Here is a 24,198-nt window from a genome sequence, read left to right as displayed (position 1 = left end):
TTCTTTGCCCTGCGGGATTGGCGATTTTACCGAATCTGCTTCGTTTTCAATGGCTTGAAGTATGTCTATACGTCGACGCCATTGAACCTCGCATCTCCGGCAAACTCGCCAATTGCAGGATTTAGGTGTAACGGTTCTCAGGTTCCAGCAAGCTTTGCCAGGGTGACAAGCTGCTGTGCTTCATGGGTGGATACGGACAGTATTCCTGCTATTTCCTCTGTACTCATGCCCTGGTCGAGAAGAGAATGAACAAATCGATATCTTTCGGGTGTTGATCCCTTGGCGGGTGATATTTGCGATGTAAGTCTTGACTGCTGGAGCCTGGTTGTCAGTTCTGCCTCGCTTAAACTGTTCTGAAATCTGGTGATCCTGTCGTGCTCTTCCCTTACTTTTTCAAGTTCCCTTTTGACCTGTTCATAGCTGTTACTGGTCCGGGTAAGCTGCTGGAGAAGAAGTTCCTTCTCTTTTTTCAGGGAAAGTGCCTTCAGGAGAATGCAGAACGCGAGCAGAATAAGTGAGATAAGCAGAATATGGTTGGGTGAGATGAAGAAATGCATTTTGAGTTCACCTTCAGTGGAGTCTTGCTTCGACCTTGTTTCTGAGTTTTATCAGGGCCTGACTGTGCAGCTGGGAGACGCGACCTTCTGAAAGTTCCAGAATTTCTGCTATTTCCTTCTGTGTAAGCTCTTCATAATAGTACAATGAGATAACCAGTTGTTCTTTTTTTGATAATTGTCCTATGATCTCCGCTAATTTTTTAGTTAACTCCTCATCTTCAATCCTCTTTCCCGGAAGAGCACTGGCACGTTTGTCGACAAGCGTTTCAAGAAAGGATCTTCCCTCAATGGTATGATCCAGAGTTTCATTCAGGCTGACACAACCAAGGTGGCTTACTTCCCCCAGCATCGACTGGTAATCTTCCAGGGAGAGATTCATCGCTTTGGCGACTTCGTGGTCTTCCGGGTCCCGCCCAAGTTGGAGTTCAAGGTTGGCAATAGTTTTGCCGATTCTGTTCTGCTTATCTCTGAGGGAGCGGGAAAACCAGTCCAGTTTACGCATTTCATCGAGAATTGCGCCCCGGATTCTGTACTCGGCAAAAGTTTTGAATAATATTTTTTTTGTCGGATCAAATTTATTGGAGGCATCAAGCAGGCCGACCATACCTGCGCTTTTCATGTCATCCCTGTTCATAAACGAGGGCACCTGGGTGACCATCCTGCCGACAATAATGTCAACCAGGTAAAGGTTCTCTCGGATCAGGCGGGACCGGTCGTTATTATGAGGATTCTGGTCATAGAGCATTCTATCCTCTTCCTCCGATTTTAAGCAGTTTCTTCCAGAAAAACTGGATATTTCCCTTGGGATCAACCTGTGTCGGCTCAGAGCAGATACGACCGGCAAGCTGGGAAAAAGCATTACTTATTTTTGATCCCGGTGACAGTTCACTGATGACTTTCTGTTTTCTTATGGATTCAATCATCTGGCGATCTTCGGGAATGGAACCCAGGTAATCAATGGAAATATCAAGGTATCTGTTTGCCACCATCGTCAGCTTTCGGTAGACATCCAGAGCGTCATCTTCCGTACGAATCTGGTTGACAAGAAGGTTGAATTTTTTTTCGTGATACTGGGTTGAGAGCAGCTTCATCAGGGCATAGGCATCGGTTATGGCAGTTGGCTCCGGGGTGGTTACAACCAGGATTTCCTGGGCGGCTGTATTGAAATAGGTGACGTTTTCGGAGATACCGGCCTCAGTATCAATGAGAACGTAATCAAAATGATTATGCATTGAATCAAGCCCGTCAAGAAGCCTCATTTTCTGATGGGTGTCAAGGCGGGTGAAATTCTGTATTCCGGATCCGGCCGGCAGGATTTTTATGCCCAGGGGGCCTTCCACGATTATTTTCTGCAGTTCATGATCACCGGAGAAGAAATGATTGAGATTATAGGTGGGGGTAAGTCCGAAAACTACATCAATATTGGCAAGCCCGAGATCAGCATCAAGTATAAGGACACGTTTTCCCATGGCAGCAAGTGTGTAGGCAAGGTTGGCAACAACCGCCGTTTTACCCACACCACCTTTCCCACTGGTAATGGAGTAGACACTGGTCACATGCTCGCTGTCACTCTGGAAGGCAGGGGTGTGGTTCTGCGAACTCAAGTCTCTCAGTGTCTGTGCCTGATCGCCTGTACTGTGTGATGTATTAGCCATGCATTGGTCCTTCATGTTGGGACATGATGAGTTCCGCCACTTTTTTCTGCGAAATCTCCAGCAGGTCCTCCGGGACACGTTGCCCGTTTGTAACATAGGAGAGAGGGTTACTGTTTTGAATCTGTATATTCAGCAGGATACCGAGGTTGGTGCATTCATCAATTTTAGTGAAGATCGTGTTGGATATCCCAAGGGGATCAAAGCGTCTGATTGTTTCGAGAAGTTCCTTTTCCCGTGTTGTGGCGGAAAGAACGAGATGCTTTTCAATATTGAGTTCCGGGTGAAGAAAAGTCGACAGTTCTTCGATACAGAATTCATCCCTGGGGCTTCGACCTGCAGTATCTATGAGGATAAGCTCTTTATCCCTGTGTTTTTCAATCGCCTGTGCCAGCTGATCCGGCGTAATCACGACATCGACGGGGAGATGCATGATTTCCCCATAGACCTTGAGCTGTTCCACTGCCGCAATTCTATAGGTGTCAATGGTAATAAGGGCAATGGATCTGGAAAATCCCGCAAGATAGAAAGCAGCAATTTTTGCCAGTGTCGTTGTCTTTCCCACACCTGTCGGTCCGACAAAGGCCATGATATGCTGACCGTCCAGGTTGTTGAAATCAGGAGGAGATACTTCTATAAGATCCTGAATGGTGTCAACTATAGTATCTCTGACCAGGTCTTCCCTGCACAGTTCCTGTTCTGTCAGACTTTCCCGCAGAAACGAGGCGATTGTTCTTGAAGATTCGACATTAATACCCCGGCTGATCAACAACGAAAGGATATGGTCACCCTGAATCTGCTGAATTCTGTCCTGGGAATAATTACCTGAAACTTGCAGACTCTGTGGTCTGACAGTATCAGTACAGTTTTCCTGACGGCCTATCCTGGATATTTCCCGGGCCAGATCCCTGACAAGGTCTTTTAACTCGTTGACCTCATTTTTTATGGAATCACCTGCTGGTTCAACACTGTTCATTAGACTGCTTTCCGCGCCTCTGTCATCAGGCAGGTCAGTGTACTTCTGACCCTGCACCATTGAATGGGCGGGAAAGCTGTCATCCACTACGCAGTTGAAACCCGAAGCCCTCTTTTTTTTCATTACAGGCTCCTTTACGGCAAAGGAATGGTTGTTTTCAGCAACAGCGGGTGAGGTGGAGTCTATTGCAGCGGTTATTTCCAGCATGGGTTTTCCCAGCAGACCCAGCTTTCCGTTTTTAATTGTTCTGGTTGAGAGGATAAGAGCATCAGGTCCAAGCTCCTTCTTGACCATCTTCAACCCTGATGCCATATCTTCTGATTCAAATACTTTAACTTGCATCCAGTGTCACCGTACCAAGAGATCTGACCTTCAGACTGGGTATGATCTCGTTATGGGAAAGAACCGTGAGTGCCGGATAGTAGCGCTCTGTTAAACTGCGTACATGTGGTCTGATTTGAGGCGCAACCAGCAGGGTCGGTCGCGCTGAACCATCAAAAAGTGTTACCGCCTGTCCTATCGAATCAAGAATGTTCTGGGCTGTTGCCGGATCTATGGCCAGGTAACTCCCGGTCTCATTATGCTGGACCGAGTTCTGTATTGCCTCTTCAACAGGTTTTGCCAGAGTAATGACGGGAATAACACCATCCACTGCAAGTTCACTGCTGATTGTCCTGGAGAGAGCATGTCTTACATATTCAGTAAGAACTTCAGGATTCTGTGTTACTCCGCCCCAGTCAGCAAGGGTCTCAAGAATCGTGCGCAGATCACGGATGGACACGTTTTCTTTGAGCAGGTTCTGAAGAACGCGCATGATTGTGCCCAGTGAAATAATTGTCGGTACCAGTTCCTCAACCAGTTTCGGATAGGATTTAGCCAGGTTATCGAGAAGGCCCTGAACTTCCTGTCTGCCGATGAGTTCATGGGCGTGCTGTTTGATTATTTCACTGATATGAGTTGCCATGACAGTCGTACAGTCGACAACAGTATATCCGGCAATCTGGGCACGGTCCTTTTTATCTTCCGTAATCCAGATGGCTGGAAGACCGAAAGCTGGTTCCGTAGTGGCAATACCCTGGATTTTTTCCGTGACCATTCCAGGATCCATGGCCATGTAATGACCTGGAAGCATCTCTGCTTCAGCAATTTTGACACCTTTGAGAGAGAAAGTGTACTGGTTGGGCGAAAGTTGCAGGTTATCTTTGATATGAACCGGAGGCACAATAAAGCCGATATTCATGGCAAATTGCTTACGGATGGACTGGATTCTGTTGAGGAGTTCACCATCCTGGGCTGAGTCGACAAACGGAATAAGTCCATAACCCACTTCAAGCTGCAGCAGGTCAACATTGAGCATTTCTTCGTAATTTTCTTCCCGGTCGGCAACAGCTTCTTCCACCACTTCTTCCACCTGTTCTTCTTCAGCGAGGTTGGCCTTGTCCACCTGGAAGGCCAGGGCGGCCATGGCAAGGGAAAGGATAAGAAAGGGGAAGAAGGGGAGCCCGGGGATAAAAGCAAAAACCAGTAGAATGACTGAAACAACCCACAGGGCTACTCCGTTTCTCGAGAATTGTTTCTTCAGGTCACTGCCGAAGTCCTTTTCTCCCGTGGAACGGGTCACGAGGAGACCGGCGGCTGTTGAGATAATCAAGGCTGGAATCTGACCCACAAGACCATCACCGACGGTGAGAATAGTATAGTTTGCAGCAGCTTCAGCCATGGGCATACCTTTCTGGACGACACCTATAATAAATCCCGCACCGATATTTATGAGGGTAATAATAATACCGGCAATGGCATCGCCCTTGACAAATTTTGAGGCACCATCCATGGCTCCATGAAAATTAGCCTCGTTGGAAATTTCCTCCCTGCGCCTTCTGGCCTCATCTTCGTTGATGAGACCGGCATTGAGGTCAGCGTCTATGGCCATCTGTTTTCCGGGCATTGCATCCAGGGTAAAACGGGCGGCAACTTCGGCAACCCGGCCGGCACCTTTGGTAATGACCATGAAATTGATCAGAACGAGGATGGCAAAAATGACTATACCGACAACATAATTTCCCCCGACCACAAACTGACCAAAAGATTGTATAACTGATCCGGCGGCACCGGGGCCCTCGTCACCATGAAGAAGAATCAGACGCGTGGAGGCTACGTTGAGGGCCAGGCGGAAAAGAGTCGAAGTGAGAAGAATAGAAGGAAAAATCGAGAAATCAATGGCCTTGACAGTATAGAGACTGATGATGAGGATGAGCAGGGCAATAGTGATATTCATGGAAAGGAAAAGGTCCAGAATTATGGACGGCAGGGGGATGATCATGATCATCAGAATGGAGACAAGTCCCAGGGAAGCGATAATATCACTTCTTCCAAGCAGCTGCCTGATAGGCAGGTTCGCCAGTCTGTTCTGTACAGTGGTCAGCTCCATTATACCGTTTTTCCTTTTAATGAATAAACGTGGGCCAGTATTTCGGCCACAACTTTAAATAGATCCTCAGGTATTGATTCACCTATATCCAACTTATGCAATAATCGAGCCACCGGAGGGTTTTCGATGATCGGAATTTCATGTTCCCGGGCGATTTCTCTGATTTTCATGGCGATATAATCGGCTCCTTTTGCAATTATAACAGGAGCATCCATTTCTTTTGAGTCATATCGGACAGCTACAGAAAGATGAGTCGGGTTGGTTACAATCACGTCCGCATCCGGTACTTCAGCCATCATTCGCTTGCGGGCCATTTCCTGTTGAATCGCCCTGATCTGGGCCTTGATATGGGGATCACCTTCACTTTCCTTGAATTCTTCCTTTATTTCCTGCTTGGTCATTTTCATTTTTTCCTCCATTTCCCAACGGACATAGAGAAAATCAAGAAATGCTATAAAAATGAGAATAGCGCAGATTTTGGCAAGGATAAGAGCTGCAATTCTGGCCATATAAACGAGTGTCGCACCGACAGAGGCATGGGTCAGAACCAGGGCCTGGTCGAAATTGGCAAGCACGGTGGAATAGGCAGCCCAGCCCACAAGAATGACTTTGGTCAGGGATTTAATCACTTCAACCAGCGACTTTTTTGAGAAAAAACGGCCAAAACCTGAGATGGGATCAAGTTTGGAAAAGTCGGGTATGAGAGGCTTTGCAGTGACCAACCAGCCTATCTGGAAAAAACTGGAAAAAAAGCCGATTATCAATACCAGGAGAAAGAGAGGGGCTAAAAGCAGCCCCGTTTTCTGGATGAGAAAAAGAGCAAGATGGTAGGCGGAATTTGAAGTGAGGGTGTATTCACCGGAAATATTCCAGAGAGAGGTGAGAAAACGGACAAGTTCCTTCCAGAAAAGGGGCAGGTAAAAGAGCCAGAAAAGGAGAAGAAGTGAAAAGAGGGCAGCCGTCTGCACCTCTTTGCTCTGGGCTACCTGTCCTTTTTTTCTAAAATCTTCCCGGCGTTTCGATGACGGGGCTTCCGTCCTTTCTCCACCAGTGGGGCTTTCTTCCGCCATATTTTATCACTGTTTGTTTTACAGGTTCACGGCACCTGTGATCAATTACTACTGATATACTCATTGCAAAAAACGAACCGAAAGTGGAAAGCAATTCAGAAACGAAGGTAGCTGAGAAGAGTAAGAAACTTTTCCGGGAGAGTGTCAAATTCCTGTCTTATTGTGACTGCCACGATGTTAAGTGTCAAAGCTATGACAATGAACGCTGTGCCGATGTTGATGGGAAAAGAGAGCAGGAAGACATTCAACTGGGGGAAAACCCTGGCAAGTACACCAAGAATAAGGCCGGATAACAGAAGAACGGCAAGTACAGGTGCACTGAACTGCACCCCAAGGTAAAACATATGAGAACCCTGTTCCATAAGAAAGGGGATAGCTTTTCCGGACACGTTGAAATGACCGGGGGGGAGGAGTTCATAGGATTTGACTGCAAGCCTGAGAAAAAGGTAGTGCCCGTTAATGGCCAGAAAAATAAGGATGGCAAACACATTCTGAAACTGGGAAATGAGGGCCACCTGTTTCTTGCTCTGGGGATCGAAGACATTGGCTGCGGCAAAACCCATCTGATAGCCGATTACTGTTGCACCGAATTCGACTGCAGTGAAGATGAGCCGGGCAATCAATCCCAGGAGAACACCGAGCAGCAGTTCTCCAATGACAAGGAGAAGAAAGGGCAGGGGGGAGAAATTCACAACTTTTATGGCGCCGGACATCAAGGGAAAAAGAGTCAGGGAAACAGCAAAAATAAGTGCGGTTCTGATACGCATGGGCGTCTGGGCTGAAAAAAATACCGGAATGGCGCCGATAAACCCTGCAACCCTGGCCGTTACAATCAGAAAAACCTGAAACTGTTCTACCGGAATAAGCTGGATATCCATTTTTCAAAGTGGCCTTAACTGCACGCGTCAGGTGTTTTGGCGAAATTTCGATGGTCCCGGCACAATTATTTACAGGGGGCAGGAACTCTATGATTTTATGATCTCGGAGCAATCACGTTCCGGTCTTGTCGGTTAAAGCGTGGCCATGATATCAAAGAGGCCCCTGGTGAAGAGCAGGAGCAGTTTGATCAGCCATGGGCCGAACAGGAGAAAGGTAACAAAAACTGCTACAATCTTGGGGACAAAGGTCAGGGTCTGTTCATTGATCTGGGTCGCGGCCTGGAAAATTGAGACCAGAAGCCCAATGACCATACCGACAATAAGCATGGGAGCTGCACCCATCAGTATTGTCTGAACAGCTCTCCTGGCGATTTCTATAGCGAGTTCAGGGGTCATTGTGATTCATTCCTTTTCTCAGCCGAAACTTTTGATAAGAGATCCGACGACAAGGCTCCAACCATCAACTAGAACAAAGAGTAATAATTTAAAGGGCATGGAAATAATAACCGGAGGCAGCATCATCATACCCATTGACATCAGAATCGAAGCAACAATCATATCTATCACCAGAAAGGGGATGTAAATCATAAATCCCATCTGGAATGCTCTTTTGAGTTCCGAAAGCATAAATGCAGGCACAAGTGTCATGGTGGGGATGTCATCTTTGCTGTAAGGCTCACTGTCCAGAGTAATATCGGTCAGCAGGGCAAGCTCGTCTTCCCTGACCTGACTGAACATGAAATCTCTCATTGGAGAAATGGCTTTTTCCAGGGCCTCCGTCTGGTTGATTTTTTCATTCATATAAGGTTGAAGTGCGTTTTCATTGATCGCGTTCAGCGTGGGAGACATGATAAAAAATGACAGAAACAGTGAAAGTCCGAGGATGATCTGGGTAGGAGGCATGTTCTGTGTCCCCATGGCCTGCCTGACAAATCCGAGAACAATGACGATTCTTGTAAAACAGGTGGTCATCAGGAGGATGGCGGGAGCCACCGACAGGATGGTCAGGATAAAAAGAACCTGGAGCGCACTGGAAACCTGGGCGGGGGTTTCAGCCTCGGCAACACCGAAGGTGATTGTCGGCAGGGAAACAGACTGTGCAGCCGTTGCGTGAACAAAAAGACCTGATATGAGTATAATAGCGGCCAGTTTTGCCGGGCCACCAATTATTTTAGGCTTCTTCATTGTTCTTTTCAGTGTTTTGCAGGGTTTCCCGGAAAGTTTTATCTTTTTTTCGGGAAAGAACTGCAAGGTGGGTGACTTCGTTGGCTCCGATTCCAAGAAGATGTTCCTCTCCTCTGATTTCAACAAGACAGAGAGCTTTCTTGGCCATGAGTGGTTTTATTTCCAGAATCCGTATTGCCTTGGAAGAATTCTGCTGCAGCAGTGAAAAACGGCGTTTGAACAGGCCATAAAGAATCAGGATAAGGCCAAGGACAACCAGAAGCCCACATATCATACGGAAATAGCTGTTCAGGCTGCCGAGTTCAACCTGCTGGTCCAGTGATGCTGCATCCGCTGCAGTTTCAGGCAGGAGGGTGAAGAGAATGAAGATCCAGCCAGGGAAAAATTTCTTATGAATTTCCATCTTTATCCCAGGTTTTCTATTCTGTCTGCGGTACTGACCACATCAGTCAGACGGATGCCGAATTTTTCACCAACCATTACCGCTTCACCTCTCGCTATAAGTTTCGAGTTGACATAGAGATCGAGAGGTTCCCCAGCCAGTTTGTCAAGTTCGATAACATAGCCTTCGCCCATTTTCAGCAGATCTTTTAAAAGAATTTTTGACCTGCCCACTTCAACCGATACCTGAAGGGGAATATCGTAGAGAAAATCTAGTCCCCTGGCTTCATCCTCTGTGTCAACATGGTCCGGACTCTGGCGGGGGACTGTATCTTCTTTGAGAAGTTCTTTGATTTCTTCCGGATCTGGTCGACTGTTTTCCTGGTTCACTGTTTCCATGTTTTTTCCTTAATTTTCTATACCACTGAGACTGATCGCCTTGCGGCCATTGTGGGTTCCCGGAATGGCGGTAAATTTCACCTGGTCTTCAACCAGAACTTTCAAGGGGCTGTTGGGATCATAACCGAGTTCAAGGATATCGCCTTTTTTCAGCTCGAGTATCCGGGCTATTGTCAGGTCTAGAACGCCGGACCTGGCAGTGACGACGGCAGGAAGTTCCATGATTTCGTCCTCAATAATATCGGACCAGGTACTTTTGGTAACCGTGGTTATATTGAGCAGTTCCTTAAGCAGGTCACGTAAAGGTTCCAGTGTTGAAAACGGGAAAACCAGTTGTATTTCTCCTGAAAGATCACCCATTTTTACAAGAAAGGTACCGACAATCACCTCGGCTTCCGGTTCAACAATGGAGACCAGTCGCGGATTGTTTTCAAGTTTGATCAGTGATGAGCTTGTTTCCAGTAATTGTGAAAAGGCCTTGTCCAGATCCTTACAGGCATCAATGAAAAGGGTTCTGAGAACTGTCAGTTCTATTGTTGTAAGATTTCTGTCAAGATGAAGAGGGTCAAGTTCGATTGATGCACCCAGCATGATTTCAATCAGTGAGAAAGAGAGTTTGGGGTCAAGAATAACCAGGGCACCGTATTTCAGGGGAGAAATCTCTATAATACCGATGGCTCCGAGATTGTTGTTGTCCATGAAATAATTCTGGAATTCTGTTGATTCCAGGGAAGTCCGAGTAATTGAAAATGTGCGTTGGAGGTTATTGGTCAGTGAGGTGGAATACGTTCTGCAGAATATATCCAGAATAATATCGAAATTGGGAATTCTGAACTGGTCTTTGTCGGGATGGACAAGATTGAAAAGATCAACAGGAGTGCACTCAAGATTTGGAGTCTGTCCGGCATCATCCAGATCAAGGGGAACTCCGCCCTCTCTGATTGCAGCCAGCAACCTTGCAATTTCTTCTTTGTTCAGAATGGGTTCCACTGAATCTTCCTCTCAATTTACTGGACAACAAAATTAGTGAAATAAATCGATTTCACCTTCCCGGTCTGCAGGAACGAGTTGAGTTTGCTTAATAATTCTGCCTTGAGCTGCCTTTTTCCCTGCAGATCCTGGAGCTCTTCGTACGTTTTATTTCCCAGGAGAAGAAGAATGGCATCCCGTATCTGCGGCATTCTTTTGGTTACCTCTTCCTTGACCTCTTCATTGGTCAGTTCAACTGTCAGGGAAGCTTTAACGTAGTGGTTGGCGTCTTCACTGATAATATTCACAATGAATTCTTCAATATCTACCATCGGTCCAATCTCGGCACTTTTGTTAAGCTCGGGAACGGGCACTTCAAGGCCTGGATCCTTCGCTTCAACCTGAGGCTCTTTCTTCAGCATAAAGTAGCCGGCAACACCACCTCCGATAAGGAGCACAAGGACTACAGCGCCGATAATGATAAAAAGTTTCTTTTTGCCGCCCCCGGATTCTTCAGCTTTTTCTTCTTTTTTGTCCGCCATGATGGAAATCCTTTAATCAATTGGAATACTGATAAAATTATAAAGGCATACTCTTTTTGGTTGTTGAGGCAGCCTGCCTTGCTTCTGATGTATTGAGATGCAGTACAAAGTCGACCCTTCTGTTCAATGCCCTGGTGGCTTCATCCCTGTTGGGGACGGCAGGACGACTTTTTCCATATCCTATTGCCGACATTCTATCCAGAGGGAGCAGGTCACCACGGGTGAAAAAACGGAGCACTGAGACCGCACGATCGACTGAGAGTTCCCAGTTTCCGAAACTGCTTTTGGAAACAGGACGGTCATCAGTATGTCCCTCAATCCTCAGATCCATGGGCAGAGGCCTGATAATATCGGCTACTGTTCGAAGTGTGGGATAAGATTTCGGCGAAATAGTTGCCTGGCCTGGTTTAAAGAGAATTTTATCCTTCACTCTCAGGACAATGGAATTGTCATCTCTTTTCAGAACGCCGATTTCATCACTGAGACGAAGGGTGTCGATCTGGGCCTTGATTTTTTCGTACATCTCCTTTGATTTCTGCAGTTCGATGGGTGAGAATTTTGTTATCGGAGGGGATGGCAGTACCGGTATCGCATATTCAATATGTGATGGAGCCGCATGGATACCGAAGGCATCTTTTATGGAACTTGACGCCTCTGTGAATTTCACCGGATCCATACTGGCCATGGAGAGGAGCAGAACAAAAAAAGTAAGAAGCAGAGTAACCAGATCTGAATAGGTGACCATCCACGCCGGTGCACCGGCGGCGCATTCGCATTTGGTTTCCTTTTGCTCTTCCGGTTGCTGGGTCTGTTCTTCGGCCATGGTTCTTCCCTCTACTTGTTGAACGTTGACTCACGCAGTTTCGGAGCGATGAATGCGTGGAGTTTCTGTTCCATTATACGGGGGTTCTCACCGGAGAGGATTGACTGCATTCCTTCGATGATGAGGGTTTTGGTCAAAACTTCCGATGCTGATCTGTTTTTCAGTTTTCCAGCCATTGGAGAGCAGAGGACATTGGCAATTACAGCGCCGTAGAATGTGGTGAGCAATGCGACGGCCATGGCTGGACCGATTGCGGCGGGGTCATCCATAGTCTGCAGCATCTGTACCAGACCTATCAGGGTGCCGACCATGCCCATGGCAGGGGCATATGCGGCGATGGAAATGAATATATCTGCTCCTTTGTCATGGCGCTGCTGGATATATTCTATCTCTGTATTTAGCATGGAGCGAAGGGTTTCCGGTTCCTGGCCGTCGACCGCCATCTGCATGGCTTTTTTGAGGAACTCGTCTTCAACATCTTCCATGGCACCCTGCAGAGCGAGAATGCCTTCCTTTCGAGCCTTATTGGCAAATTCCATAAGCTGTATTATCAAATCATTTATGGATATCTCCTTGTAGAGCACTGTCTTTTTTGCAACATTGATTGCATCAAAAACATCACCAAAAGGATAATGAACCAAGGTGTTGCCAAGGGTTCCGCCAAAAACAATGAGCATGGACGGTGTGTTGATAAAAATCGACAGAGGTCCACCCTGGAGAATCGCCATCAGCATCAGACCAAAAGCAGCACCGATTCCGATTATTGTAGAAAGATCCAATAAAACATCCTCCTCTTTAATTCATGCTGTATAAATTCCGACAATGGTGAAAAAGATAACCGCTCACCAGCCGCAACCTTTTACCGGGCCTTCTGTTCACTTTTGTCTGCCTGTCCGGGCAGAAGAGACCATGAGAATCCGGGGTGCCTGTAAGTAACTGCAGGAAAAGATCCTTTTCAGTATCATAGACTTTCATTTCTCAAAACTCAAGAATGCAAAAAATATTCCAGTTTTATTTGAGCTGAGTTTCGCAATTGGTCAATTCCAGGTCCGTGTTTATCTGCCTGGGAGGCGGGGAGGTTGTTTGGAACAGGTATTTTCCTTGCAATAACATGTAGATATGCAAGTATTAAGATTCAGGTGTGAAATGATGTGATAATAATTCAGATGCAATTGCTCACAGGTAATAGAATCATCGAGCTGCTACCCCTGTGACCAGTTACAATCGAAGAGCTGCTGCAGATAAATACAAGAAACCTGATTACCCACCAAAAGCCGGATTTTTGGATGAGCCTGCTTTATCGTTTATCAGGCTGAGTTTTATACGTAATCAGCGTTCCACCTAGGCGTTGCCCGGTCAAATTTAAAAATAACTTTTGTTATTTAGAAGAATAAAAAAAAGGTCGGAATGGAGAAGAAGGTACTCCATTTCGACCTTGGAATGTCAAAAAGTTGACTTTAGCGTTTCAGGTTGATGAGTTCACCAAGCAATTCATCAACTGTTGTGATGATTTTGGAATTTGCCTGGAAACCCCTCTGAACCGTAATCATTTTTACAAATTCGGCTCCCATGTCCACATTGGACTGTTCCAGTGAATTGGTGAACACTTTACCAAGTTCCGGGCCGGGAAGACCCGTGCGGGGAGGACCGGAAAGGGTTGTCTCCGTGTAGAGGTTACTCCCGGCGAGGGAAAGTCCGTTTGGATTGATGAATTTAGCCAGGGAAATCTGGGCAATTTTTGTCTGTTCTCCGTTCGAATAGGAAGCCACGACGACACCATCCTGGTCAATGTCCACACCGGAAAGGTTACCTGCGCCATATCCGTTCTGGTCCTGTGAGATAACAACGGACCTGCTGTTGAATTGTGTGGTGTCGAAGGTGATGGTGATGGGAGTGACAGTTGTGCCGTTGGCCCAGTCCGGGGCTGTTCCGCCGACCGTGTCAGTTGGAATGATTGCTGTTGTATCCTGTGGGGGTACTAGAGCTGCGTTCGTGAGAATACCGTCTGCGGTAAAGGTGAGCGGATTGGTCCCCACATCCTGAATGACTGTGCCGTTGTCCTGTTTGGCACTCCAGGCCCAGTTCCAGGTGTTGTCGGCCGTCTTAATGAAATAGGTCGTAAGAAGATGTGGATTTCCAAGAGTATCAAAAACCTGAACTGAAGAGGAATAATTGAAGGTATCCGCGTCAGTGATATCAAATGCTGCCATTGGTTTTATCGGTTCGGTGGCGTCAAGATTGGTATTCAAGGTGAGTGTGGTCGTCGCATTGCCGGCAATCAGGCCGGTGCTTCTCACCTGAATATCAGTGGCGTCCCCGGCCTTGAGCGTGCCGTCCGCGTTAAACTGTTTGCCCTGAACCCTGTAACCTTCAGGATTTGTCAGGTAACCATCTTCGTCAAATCTGAATGCGCCGGCCCTTGAATAAAACTTCGTGTCATTGCCTTCTTCCTTGAGAACAAAGAAACCGTCTCCTTCAATGGCAACATCGAGATTTGATTCAGTGGATTCAAAGGTTCCCTGGCTGAAAATATTATCAACTTTGGACATACCGACACCCCGTCCAACCTGGGACATTCCGCCTGAACCGTTAATCTGTGAAGAAAGCAGGTCGGAAAATACGGTTCTGGACGATTTAAAACCAAGGGTGTTTGTATTGGCAAGGTTGTTGCCGATTACGCTCATTGCCTGTGAGTTCGTGTTTAGGCCACTGACCCCACTGTACAGTGCACTAGAAATTCCCATTATTCTCTCCTTTTCCCAAGAGTCAGTTTGTTGTTTTCCTGCATTTTTATTTTTTTCTGATTATTCGTGAAACTCAACCAGGTTAGAGATATACCTGTCTTATCAGGTTGAGTTTTGCACGCAGTTAGAAATATTTCTGTTCATCGATTTCGACAAAAATTCTAATTTTTCAAGGTATTGTTCAGTTTATAATATCGTTTACGTCTTTTGTTATATCGGCAACAGTATCAAGAGTGGTGCTGCCATTTTCTTCCTTGGGCTGCTGTTTTTCAGGTTCATAGACACCAAGAATATTTTTATACAGTATCTCGCCTGTTTCAGTAATCAGGATACTGCCTGATTCGCTGTCAAGATCAACGCCCGTAACTTCAGATCTAATCAGCGGGAGAACACCAACACTTTTTCCTTCAGTTGCCTTGGCACTGATCAATATTGAATATTCCCCGGCAGGGGCTTTTTCCCCGTCAGCAGTCAGCCCGTTCCAGGTGAGGTAATGATTCCCTTTTTCCAGATCCTCTCCGTTGAGTGTCGCAATAGTTGTGCCGTTCAACTGGAGCGAAAGTGTGACTTCTGTTGCCTTGTCATCAATCTGATAACCGACGGTAACCGGATTTCCATTGAATGAAAAGGAATCGGACTGGTACGCGACCTCTTTACCAATGGTATTCAGAGTTGTAAACCGGTCGGAATTCTCAGTTGATTTCACAAGGGTTTCCATGCCGGAATTCAGGTTCTCAAGTTGTTCCAGGGAGCTGAATTGAGCCAGTTGAGATGTGAACTCAGTTGAGTCCTCAGGATCAAGCGGGTCCTGGTTCTGCAGCTGGGCAACGAGGAGTTTCAGGAAATCCTCTTTTCCCATGCTGGCTTTTTCCTTGGTATTTGTGTAGGTAGGGCCTGCGGGTGCAGAACTCTGTCCTATTGATTCCAGAAAACTGCTCATTTGTGTCTCCTATGCAGTGATATTAACACCGGAAAGATATTGTCCCGTTTCGACCACTCCAACGGCATCTTCCAGTACCTGGGTGAAATTGTCCTGCTGGTGTGCAGAAATTGTTTCCTGAGATCGATCATTCTGTTGAGAAAGATGCTGGTCGAAAAAATTGAAATCGGCTACTGAATCGGAGTCTGTACTCACCGTAATGTCAGTAAGAGAAAATCCCTGATCCTCAAGAACAGTGCGCAGTTTGAGCATATTCTTTTCCACTATATCCTGAACCTGTTGATTCTGTGCTATAACATGGGCTTTAATGTTTCCTTCTTTCATTGCTATGTCGATTTTCAATTCACCCAGTTCTGCAGGATGAAGCTTAATGGTGATTTTTGAATCATGAACCGTTCTGTGCATACGAAAATGATCAACCACCTGATCCATGACCTTGTTTTCATAAACGACTGTACCATTTGGCAGGGTTACGGGTTTTGCCACAGCCCCAGTGGTATCAGGACGGACAGTTTGAAGAACTGTAGAAAAAGTTTGTAATTCTCCAGTTTGATCAACTGTATGAACGCTGTTTTCCAGACTGTTTCCCGGACCGGTCTGAAGCTGGTTGCTGTTTCCCGCCGGATTTTCGCCCTGTCTGCCCGGCTCGTTGTCCTTGTGGTTGTTCAGATTAAGTTTTGTTTCCAGGAACTGGCCGTGAATATCCTGCCTTAACTGGGGGGTTTTCACGGGAGATTCCGGCTGAGCAGTTTTTAGAAGTACAGGTTGTTCTGTTTTCTGAAGAGAAACACCAGCGACAGTCCCCTGTATTGAGACAGTCCCCATCTCATTTCCAGCGGCGATAACCTGCTGGAGGTGAAATAATCCTTTGTTTTCGGATGTATTCTGTTGTGGGGTGGATGTGGCGGGTTGTTGTTCCGGACCTGCCTTGATGTCGATGTTCAGTTTCTGTTCAGGAAGAACTGCAGGCTGCAGCTTTCCGGCCTGTAATTCTCTCTGGGTGAGGGTGTCAACCTGTTCATCCCGGAGTTTTAAAGTGTCATGTAAAAAATTATCATCGTCCTGTAAAAAGATGTTTTGTTGCAGTTCCGATTGTACCGACACTTTTGCGGATTGATCTGCCACAGGGGCTTGCATCAGTTTTTCCGGGCTTTTTTCAATACTATTGGAGGCCCTGGATAAAACTATATTGTTAATGCTTTCTGTTTCAACATGCTGATCCTGCATTGCCGGTGCTGGTGTCTGCTGTGCAGTTTCGGGCGTATCTTCAGGTTGTCCAGAGTTTTCCTTTCTGTCGTTGGTGTGGGATTCTTTTTTTTCATCCATCCGGGAGACAGCTTTTTCGAGATGAGTGTTGAATTCGCCTTTTTCAGAGGATTGAGCCTGGGGCGATGGAGAGGGCGCTGATTGTGGTGTTTTGGGTAATGCCTGGATGAAAGCTGTCTGGGTCATAATTTTTCACTCAAGTTGTAATGTAGAAAACGCATTACTCAGCTGGGTGGTTTTCTGTTTTGAAGTCTGGTCAAGTATTTTTGCCGCGGCTTTGATCTTCATGTTGGCAAGAAGGTCAGCCGCTAGTTTCTGATCGAGTCCGGAAAGGGCCAGTGATGCCCTGGCCGGGTTCATTTTTTCATATATTTTGGCAAGATCTCTGATCCGTTTTTTCTCTTCCGCTGATTTTTCGGCGAGAAGAGCTTTGATAGCATTCTGCAGTTTTTTCAGTTCTGCTATTTTGTTTTCTATTTCGGCTAACTTCTTATCGACACCCTCCTCCAGTGTCTTTAGTTCATTTTTTCGCATGGCAATTCTGGCACGTTCTTTTTGCAGGTTTGCCTTTTCTTCCACTATTACCTGTTGCAGTCTCCTTTCCTCTACCGATGAGTATTGCCGTTGATCCTGTGGTTCACTGTTTCCCGCAAGAGCAAACCCGGAATAGAGAAAAAAAAGACTCAAGAAAAACACCAATGTTGATTTAAAACTATTTATATTCATACCAGGCTGTCCAATATACGTTATATTTCCAGATCGTGACGAGTCACCGCAAGCTCATCCAGCATAGCCATTTCCTTTCTATTGAGATACTCCTGCCAGGCTCTGTTCTGACTCTCTTTCAGACTTTCCATGATCTGTCTTTCCTGTGTTTTCTGAAGGAGATTTTTCCGCTCAAGTTCAACAAGGTCAGTTTTCTCTTTTACTGTTTTTCTTATGGCGGAGATATTTTTTTTCATAAAATGAATTCTGTTTTCGTAATGAATCAGGTCAAGAATTGATATGGGTTCTTTCTGAAGATTATCCAGGTCATCAATAAGTTGTGAGAGCTGATCTTCCTCATTTTTTTGTTTAAGAAGAACAATCCGTAGACCATTTTGTGCCTCCTTGAGCCGGTTTACAGCAAGGTCTTCCAGACGTTTTCGATAATTGAGAATAGCGTCAAATTGAAATGGCTTCATCCCGGTCCACCGATCCCGACAGAAACACTACTGCCTGTCAGAAATACGCCTGTTTTTTCTGGGAGGTTCTTCATCTTTTCTGTCACTGAGGAGTCTTCCCAGCTGTTCAAGAGATTTCTGCAGAGTTGTCGTTTCATCAAAATTCTGTTTGAGGAAATCGTTAATGGCATCTATTTTACTGATGGCATAATCGATTTTAGGGTTCGATCCTTTTGCATAGGCTCCGATATTAATCAGGTCTTCAGCTTCAGCATAACTGGCCAGGACATTTCGAGCCTTGCCGGCCAGTTCAAGATGACGTGGAGAGATAATATCACGCATGACCCTGCTGGCTGAATTGAGCACATCTATGGCGGGGAAATGGTTTTTGGCTGCCAGATTTCTTGACAGAACAATGTGGCCGTCCAGGATAGAACGTATGGAATCGGCGACCGGTTCGGTCATATCGTCACCGTCCACCAGAACAGTATATAACCCGGTAATAGTACCTTTTTTCCTGAATCTTCCAGCCCGCTCCAGCAGTTTGGGGAGTGTTGCGAATACCGATGGTGTATATCCCTTTGTGGTGGGTGGCTCTCCTATTGCCAGGCCGATTTCCCGCATGGCCATGGCAAAACGGGTGACGGAATCCATCATCAGAAGGACGTTCTTGCCGTTATTACAGAAATATTCCGCAATAGCTGTTGCCACAAAAGCACCGCGCATACGGAGAAGAGGGGACTGGTCGGATGTAACAACAACAATAACTGATCTGGCCAGTCCGTCCTTACCCAGATCCCTCTCTATGAATTCTCTTACCTCCCGGCCACGTTCACCAATGAGAGCAATAACATTAATATCCGCTCTGGCATATTTGGCCATCATACCGAGAAGGACACTTTTGCCAATTCCGGAACCGGCCATAATCCCCATGCGCTGCCCCATGCCACAGGTAATCAGACCATTAATTGCCCTGACCCCGAGATCCAGAGTGTCAGTAATGTTCTGCCGTTCCATGGGGCCGGGAGGGAGAGAATACAGGCTTTTTTCTTCGTTGAGAACCGGGGGAGGGAGGTTGTCATGGGGATTTTCCATGGCATCAATGACCCTGCCGAGAAGATTACTGCCAACCTTGATGGTCGCACTGTTTCTGACCACTCTGATCAGGCTGCCCGGACCGAGTCCCCTCAAATCACCAAGGGGCATGAGTAGAGCTTTCGAGTCTTTGAAACCGACGATTTCCGCAAAAATATCTTCACCGTCATCTATGGGCGTCAACCTGCAGAGTGAACCGATTGAGGCATGAGGGCAGTGCCCTTCAATGACCAGACCGACAATACGGGTGACTTTTCCCCACACCTTGATGAGGTCCAGATTCTGAATATGTGATGTGTTCAGTGGCATGATTTACCTGAAAAACGAGCCTGTGACCAATTACGGTTTATCGGGATCAGAGACGTTTGGCCATTTCTTCTCGTATCATATCAAACTGGCTGGCGAGTGTGGCGTCAATTGTACAGTTTTCAGATTCTATTCTTGCTCCTCCAGTTTCTATTCCGGAATCTTTTTTTATGATGATCTTGCTGAGGCCGCTGAGTCCTTCAATCAGATCTTCTGACTTTTCCATGACAATATCATAATCGTCCGGACTGACAAAAATCGTGAATTCATCAGATTTTATTGCCCGCTCAAGAGCTTCCTCCAGGGTTGCAATAATCGTTTTCCTGTTTTCAATAAATGGAGATCGGATAATTCTTTCTGCGAGGGCAATGGCAAATTCCTGAAGTTCTCTGCTGCTGTTGGCGATAATTGTTTCCCTGATGGAATCGAGTTGTCGGCAGATTGTGAAAAGAGAACGGGTGGCTGAGCCGTAATCCTCTTCCGCTTTTTCAAGGCCGTTGCGAACACCATCTTCAAAGGCCTTTTCAAGCAGTTTATCCATTTCGGTCCGTTCGATATAATTCTCCAGATTAATGGTTTCTTCTGTTTCAACCCCTTCAGTTTCCTCGACCTGTTCCATTGTTTCCAGAGGAGGTTCCGGGGGGTGCTGTTCATCCGTTTCCGGAGTCGATTCCTTTTTTTCTCCGGGGATGGGTGAATCAGATAAATCCGCAACCGTGAAAACCTCTCTTTCGAATTGGTTGTCTGCAGTCTCCACCCACCTGGAAGGAGGGTCCTTAATTTTTTTTTCTTTTGAAACAGGCACCAGTTCTTCCGGTTTGAAAGAGTCTGTTTTTTTATAATATTTAGACAAGCTCATCTCCGCCTCCGCTGCCAAGGACCAGCTTGCCTTCTTCTTCAAGTTTCATGGCAATTTTCACAATGGACTGCTGCATAAGTTCAACTTCCGAGAGCCTGACCGGCCCCATGGCATCCAGATCGTCCCGGATCATATCGGCAGCGCGGGCGGACATATTGGCAAAGATTTTTTCCTTCATCTGTTCCGAAGCAGTTTTCAGGGCCATGGTGAGGGAATCGTTGTTGACCTCTCTCAGGATCATCTGCAGGGACCTGCCATCAAGGGCCACAAGATTTTCAAAGGTAAACATTTTCTTTCTTATCTCTTCGGCCATATCCGGATCAGTCTCTTCCATTTTTTCCAGGATATCGGCATCCAGGTTGTTTTTCATATGGTTGAGAATGCCGACTACCGCATCGATTCCTCCGACTTTTTTATGGGCTTTGCCGGAAACCAGTCCGATTTCCCGGTGCAGGGCGTCTTCAATCCTGCTGATCACCTCAGGAGAGACTTTTTCAATTTTTGAAATTCTGTAGGTCACATCGGCCTGGATCTCTTCCGGAAGATTTGCCAGGATTTCACTGGCATGTTCCACATGCTGGGTGGAAAGAACAAGGGCAACCGTCTGGGGATGTTCATGTTCCAGCAGTCCTGCCACCATCCTCGGAGCCATGAGTGAGATAGTCTCCAGAGACTTGGATTCTGTTCCGGAGATAAACTGGTCCATTAAAAACTCGGAACGCTGTTCCCCGGGCGTTGCCGCGATAGCGCGTTTGGCAAATTCCTCACCCTTGACGAAAAGACCTGCAAACTGGTTTTGAGCTTCATGGAACTGGGCAAAAACCTTTTCTTTGATATCCATGGGTATATGCTCAATGGATGCCATGGCCCTGGTTACCTGTCGCACTTCATCATCCGACAGTTCATCAAAAATTCTGGAGGTTGCCTCTTCGCCAAGGCAAATCAATAATACCGCAACCTTGTTCAGGCCAGTCAATGTTTCAATCGCCATCAGCTATCCTTCCTGTATCCAGTTTTTAACAATAAATGCGGTCGGAACATGATTTTGAAGTACCTCTCTTCTCAGACTGGTTATCGCATCATCAACAGGAGGAAGAGTTATCTCTTCTTCCTCGTCTGTTTCAGGAGTTCGGAGTTGCTCCTGTTCCAGTTGTTCAACAGTTTTATAGTGTTCTTTAACCTCTCCTTTCATTGTTTTTATGACAGGTCTGATGAGCAGGAAGTAGAGGAGCAGGATTCCAAGCGATATCAGTCCGTATTTGATAAAGGGAATATATTCATAAAGTGGGCGGGAACCTGATGCGTTTTCTGCAATGATCGCCTTGTCAGTTTCAACAAAAGGCATGGAGAGGACATTAATTTTGTCTCCTCTTTCAGGAGTAAGACCGATTGCTCTGGCTATCATGTTCTCTATGGATTTTAACTCTTCTTCAGTGCGGGGAGTGGTTGAAACCGGTTTGCCGTCCTTGTCAACTTTAACACGATCTGCCACCAGAACGGAAACCGACAGTTTTGTAATAGTGCCGACGGGATTAATCGTTTTGCTGATTGTTTTGCTGATTTCATAGTTGGTTATTCGGGAATTTTTGCTGGAAGTCGGTCCTGTCTGACCTGTACCTGGCGTGTTCCCGTTAAGGTTTGACTGCACTCCGGGAATGCCTCCCGCGTTAACACTTCCACTGTTTTCCTGGTTTATCTGTTCGCTGCGGATAACCGGGTCATCAGCGTCGTAAAGTTCCTGGGTTTTTTCATTTTTGGAAAAATCAAGGGTGGCCGTGACCCTGACCATGGCATGGTCTTTTCCCATGGTTTTATCAAGAAGATCCTGGGCCCTGATTTCCAGGCGGTGTTCAAGTTCCTGCTGATAGGTGAGCATGTCAACGGGAAGGAGGTTGTCCCTGTCTTTTTCTTTCAGGCTTTCAAGAATAACACCGTTTGAATCAATGATATTGACATTATCCGGTTCAAGACCGGTGACTGATCCGGCAACAAGATGGATAATGCCCTGAACCTGTTTTTCATCGAGTTTTCTACCGGGAACCAGAGTGATGATGACGGAGGCCGTGGCATTTTTCTGCTGGTTTCTGAAAAGCCTTTTTTCAGGAAGGGCCAGGTGTACACGGGTCGATTCCACAGGGCCGAGAGATGTGATGGTTCTGGACAGCTCCCCCTGGAGAGCCCTGGTGTGATTCACCTTCTGAACGAAATCCGTTAAGGCAAAACTCTGTTTGTCAAAAATTTCAAAACCGACTCCTCCTCCGCTGGGTAAGCCGTTGGCGGCGAGATCGAGCCTGGTCTGGTAAATCTGGTCGGCGGAGATCCAGATATCCCGTCCGCCATGTTTCAGGGAATAGGGGATTTTTCTGGCTTTCAGCCAACTGGTGACCGATGAGGCATCGCTGATGGAAAGATTTGCGTAAAGAAGTTGCTGATCCGCGGTTCTTGCCTGAAAGATCAATACAGCAAACAGGACAATGGATATGAGAATAACTGCACCGGTCGCAATTTTTCTCGATAAGGGCCATTCCTGAATCAATTTGAGAATATTTTTTGATTCAGGCGATTCCTGGATAAGGTTTTCCTTCTGTTCTGAAGGTTCAGGAATGTTCTGTTCTTCTGCCGCCATGACTGTTCCTTATTTCCTGGTATTTACCATTTGAGCGGTTGTGATGTAATTGGTCACAGGGGGAGCAATTACATTGCAATCAGAGCTGCATCCTCATAATTTCTTCATAGGCAGAGAGCGCCTTGTTTCGCATCTGAACAAGCATTCGAAGTGAAATATCGGCCTCTTCAACCGCAATCATGACTTCGTGGAGATGACTGGCGTCACCACTCTGCAATTGTTCCACTGCAATATCACCGGCTTTCTGGGATTCATCGACGGAAGTAACAAGATTGGAGAGAATAGTACCAAAACTGTTTTCGGCCTGTTGAATGCTGCTGCCGGTGGATGAAGAAGCCCCTTCGGGCATTACCGGCGATAATCTGGTATTATTAATTGTGTTCATAAGTTACCTTCCTATTTCAAGGGCCTTCATAGCCATTCTCTTTGCCGATTTAATGGTGGTTACATTGGCCTGGTATGCTCGAGTGGCCGACATCATGTCAACCATCTCCTCAAGAACACTCACGTTCGGCATTTTCACATAGCCCGCCTCATCAGCATCAGGATGATATGGATTGTACACTTTTCTGGGCGGTGATTTGTCTTCGATGATTTTTGTAACTTCAACGGTCCTGGTACTGTCTTTTGTTGTGCTTTCAAGCTGTTCCTTGAAAGTAAGGGGTTTGCTTTCGAAGTAAACAGACTTTCTCTTGTACGGTCCTCCTTCGGGAGTGGAGGTGGTTTCAACATTCGCCAGATTGGAACTGATTGTATTCAGGCGTATTGTATTGGCCTTCAACGCTGAACTGCTGATTTTAAAAGTATTAAATATATCCATATCTTATCCTTGTTCCAGGTAATAATTAAAATGGCATGAACTATTGTCCGCCGGAAATTACATATTTGAGGAGATTAAGTTTTTTCTTTAAAAGCTGGGCGCTGGTTTCGTACATAATCTCGTTTTCAGAGAGATCAATCATTTCCTGGGCCACATTGACCCCGTTTTGATCTCCTATTCCGGTTTTATCACTTACATGCCTGATTTTTCCGACAACTGACGCAAAATTGGCAGGAGCAAGGGTTATGTGTTTTTCGCTGGACGTGGCAAGATCAATGTTTTTCCCCCGATGAATCGCGTTGTTCAACTCGTCCTCAAAGTCAAAAACCGCCCTGGAATATCCGGGGGTCTCGGCATTGGCAATATTTGATGAAATGACCTGGGCCTTGTCCGCCCGCAGGTCAAGGACCTTTTTTAAAAGGGCCATCTGGGAATCGAATGGTTTGACCGGGTCCATAATTCTCTCCATATAAAAGAAAATAAAATCATTAAGTTGCATCCCCTGTGAGTAGTGATGTC

Annotated in this window: 28 protein-coding genes; all 28 read right to left on the bottom strand. The window is 46.3% G+C overall.

All coding sequences use genetic code 11. The annotated features are described in order from the left end of the window. Positions 1-137: 137 nt before the first annotated feature. The gene (locus ACXLDX_RS07775) at positions 138-557 is read right to left on the bottom strand and encodes a hypothetical protein (RefSeq protein WP_457576622.1); all 420 of its coding nucleotides are present in this window, start codon (positions 555-557) and stop codon (positions 138-140) included. A gap of 13 nt (positions 558-570) precedes the next feature. Further along, positions 571-1,302, bottom strand: coding sequence for a FliA/WhiG family RNA polymerase sigma factor (locus ACXLDX_RS07770; RefSeq protein ID WP_457576621.1), 732 nt, complete (start codon positions 1,300-1,302; stop codon positions 571-573). A gap of 1 nt (position 1,303) precedes the next feature. Further along, complete coding sequence (locus tag ACXLDX_RS07765; RefSeq protein ID WP_457576620.1) at positions 1,304-2,212, bottom strand: MinD/ParA family protein; 909 nt, start codon at positions 2,210-2,212, stop codon at positions 1,304-1,306. Then, positions 2,205-3,527: a flagellar biosynthesis GTPase FlhF gene (flhF, locus tag ACXLDX_RS07760; RefSeq protein ID WP_457576619.1), complete on the bottom strand. Its 1,323-nt coding sequence runs from the start codon at positions 3,525-3,527 to the stop codon at positions 2,205-2,207. Before flhF ends, ACXLDX_RS07765 begins: the two co-directional genes overlap by 8 nt. Next, the gene (gene flhA / locus ACXLDX_RS07755) at positions 3,517-5,613 is read right to left on the bottom strand and encodes a flagellar biosynthesis protein FlhA (RefSeq protein WP_457576618.1); all 2,097 of its coding nucleotides are present in this window, start codon (positions 5,611-5,613) and stop codon (positions 3,517-3,519) included. Before flhA ends, flhF begins: the two co-directional genes overlap by 11 nt. Further along, a complete protein-coding gene (gene flhB, locus ACXLDX_RS07750; protein ID WP_457576617.1) occupies positions 5,613-6,683 on the bottom strand; it encodes a flagellar biosynthesis protein FlhB in 1,071 nt (356 codons plus the stop codon). The genes flhA and flhB overlap by 1 nt, the downstream gene beginning before the upstream one ends. 95 nt (positions 6,684-6,778) lie before the next feature. After that, positions 6,779-7,561, bottom strand: a complete 783-nt coding sequence (fliR, locus tag ACXLDX_RS07745) for a flagellar biosynthetic protein FliR (RefSeq protein WP_457576616.1) — start codon at positions 7,559-7,561, stop codon at positions 6,779-6,781. A gap of 132 nt (positions 7,562-7,693) precedes the next feature. After that, a complete protein-coding gene (gene fliQ / locus ACXLDX_RS07740; RefSeq protein ID WP_457576615.1) occupies positions 7,694-7,957 on the bottom strand; it encodes a flagellar biosynthesis protein FliQ in 264 nt (87 codons plus the stop codon). A gap of 18 nt (positions 7,958-7,975) precedes the next feature. Then, positions 7,976-8,746, bottom strand: coding sequence for a flagellar type III secretion system pore protein FliP (gene fliP / locus ACXLDX_RS07735; RefSeq protein ID WP_457576614.1), 771 nt, complete (start codon positions 8,744-8,746; stop codon positions 7,976-7,978). Next, positions 8,733-9,149 (bottom strand): flagellar biosynthetic protein FliO, encoded by a 417-nt coding sequence (locus tag ACXLDX_RS07730; protein ID WP_457576613.1) that lies wholly within the window; start codon positions 9,147-9,149, stop codon positions 8,733-8,735. The genes fliP and ACXLDX_RS07730 overlap by 14 nt, the downstream gene beginning before the upstream one ends. A 2-nt stretch (positions 9,150-9,151) precedes the next feature. After that, positions 9,152-9,526 carry a flagellar motor switch protein FliN gene (gene fliN, locus ACXLDX_RS07725; RefSeq protein ID WP_457576612.1) on the bottom strand — a complete coding sequence of 125 codons (375 nt, stop codon included), beginning with the start codon at positions 9,524-9,526 and terminating at the stop codon, positions 9,152-9,154. 9 nt (positions 9,527-9,535) lie between these two features. Then, the gene (locus ACXLDX_RS07720; RefSeq protein ID WP_457576611.1) at positions 9,536-10,516 is read right to left on the bottom strand and encodes a flagellar motor switch protein FliM; all 981 of its coding nucleotides are present in this window, start codon (positions 10,514-10,516) and stop codon (positions 9,536-9,538) included. Between the two features lie 17 nt (positions 10,517-10,533). Then, complete coding sequence (locus ACXLDX_RS07715; RefSeq protein WP_457576610.1) at positions 10,534-11,037, bottom strand: flagellar basal body-associated FliL family protein; 504 nt, start codon at positions 11,035-11,037, stop codon at positions 10,534-10,536. 37 nt (positions 11,038-11,074) lie between these two features. Further along, the gene (locus ACXLDX_RS07710) at positions 11,075-11,860 is read right to left on the bottom strand and encodes an OmpA/MotB family protein (RefSeq protein WP_457576609.1); all 786 of its coding nucleotides are present in this window, start codon (positions 11,858-11,860) and stop codon (positions 11,075-11,077) included. An 11-nt stretch (positions 11,861-11,871) separates the two neighbouring features. Beyond that, a complete protein-coding gene (locus ACXLDX_RS07705; RefSeq protein WP_457576608.1) occupies positions 11,872-12,639 on the bottom strand; it encodes a motility protein A in 768 nt (255 codons plus the stop codon). Between the two features lie 16 nt (positions 12,640-12,655). Then, on the bottom strand, positions 12,656-12,835 hold the full coding sequence (locus ACXLDX_RS07700) for a hypothetical protein (protein ID WP_457576607.1): 180 nt from the start codon (positions 12,833-12,835) through the stop codon (positions 12,656-12,658). A 482-nt stretch (positions 12,836-13,317) separates the two neighbouring features. Beyond that, positions 13,318-14,604 carry a flagellar hook protein FlgE gene (locus ACXLDX_RS07695; RefSeq protein WP_457576606.1) on the bottom strand — a complete coding sequence of 429 codons (1,287 nt, stop codon included), beginning with the start codon at positions 14,602-14,604 and terminating at the stop codon, positions 13,318-13,320. A gap of 181 nt (positions 14,605-14,785) precedes the next feature. After that, complete coding sequence (locus tag ACXLDX_RS07690) at positions 14,786-15,544, bottom strand: flagellar hook assembly protein FlgD (RefSeq protein ID WP_457576605.1); 759 nt, start codon at positions 15,542-15,544, stop codon at positions 14,786-14,788. Between the two features lie 9 nt (positions 15,545-15,553). Then, a complete protein-coding gene (locus ACXLDX_RS07685) occupies positions 15,554-16,996 on the bottom strand; it encodes a flagellar hook-length control protein FliK (RefSeq protein WP_457576604.1) in 1,443 nt (480 codons plus the stop codon). A 6-nt stretch (positions 16,997-17,002) separates the two neighbouring features. After that, positions 17,003-17,497: a MotE family protein gene (locus ACXLDX_RS07680; protein ID WP_457576603.1), complete on the bottom strand. Its 495-nt coding sequence runs from the start codon at positions 17,495-17,497 to the stop codon at positions 17,003-17,005. Between the two features lie 59 nt (positions 17,498-17,556). Further along, positions 17,557-17,994 (bottom strand): flagellar export protein FliJ, encoded by a 438-nt coding sequence (gene fliJ, locus ACXLDX_RS07675; protein WP_457576602.1) that lies wholly within the window; start codon positions 17,992-17,994, stop codon positions 17,557-17,559. Positions 17,995-18,021: 27 nt separating this feature from the next. Further along, positions 18,022-19,377, bottom strand: a complete 1,356-nt coding sequence (locus tag ACXLDX_RS07670) for a FliI/YscN family ATPase (RefSeq protein ID WP_457576601.1) — start codon at positions 19,375-19,377, stop codon at positions 18,022-18,024. A gap of 46 nt (positions 19,378-19,423) precedes the next feature. Then, positions 19,424-20,233 (bottom strand): FliH/SctL family protein, encoded by an 810-nt coding sequence (locus ACXLDX_RS07665; RefSeq protein ID WP_457576600.1) that lies wholly within the window; start codon positions 20,231-20,233, stop codon positions 19,424-19,426. Next, positions 20,220-21,224, bottom strand: a complete 1,005-nt coding sequence (gene fliG, locus ACXLDX_RS07660) for a flagellar motor switch protein FliG (RefSeq protein WP_457576599.1) — start codon at positions 21,222-21,224, stop codon at positions 20,220-20,222. Before fliG ends, ACXLDX_RS07665 begins: the two co-directional genes overlap by 14 nt. A gap of 3 nt (positions 21,225-21,227) precedes the next feature. Beyond that, complete coding sequence (gene fliF, locus ACXLDX_RS07655; protein WP_457576598.1) at positions 21,228-22,859, bottom strand: flagellar basal-body MS-ring/collar protein FliF; 1,632 nt, start codon at positions 22,857-22,859, stop codon at positions 21,228-21,230. A gap of 79 nt (positions 22,860-22,938) precedes the next feature. Then, positions 22,939-23,244, bottom strand: coding sequence for a flagellar hook-basal body complex protein FliE (gene fliE, locus ACXLDX_RS07650; protein ID WP_457576597.1), 306 nt, complete (start codon positions 23,242-23,244; stop codon positions 22,939-22,941). Positions 23,245-23,247: 3 nt separating this feature from the next. Next, positions 23,248-23,679 carry a flagellar basal body rod protein FlgC gene (gene flgC / locus ACXLDX_RS07645; RefSeq protein WP_457576596.1) on the bottom strand — a complete coding sequence of 144 codons (432 nt, stop codon included), beginning with the start codon at positions 23,677-23,679 and terminating at the stop codon, positions 23,248-23,250. Positions 23,680-23,719: 40 nt separating this feature from the next. Continuing rightward, positions 23,720-24,178 carry a flagellar basal body rod protein FlgB gene (flgB, locus tag ACXLDX_RS07640; protein ID WP_457576595.1) on the bottom strand — a complete coding sequence of 153 codons (459 nt, stop codon included), beginning with the start codon at positions 24,176-24,178 and terminating at the stop codon, positions 23,720-23,722. Positions 24,179-24,198 lie beyond the last annotated feature (20 nt).

The sequence above is a fragment of the Desulfomarina sp. genome, from assembly GCF_054039375.1.
This window is presented reverse-complemented; position numbering and strand designations above follow the sequence as displayed.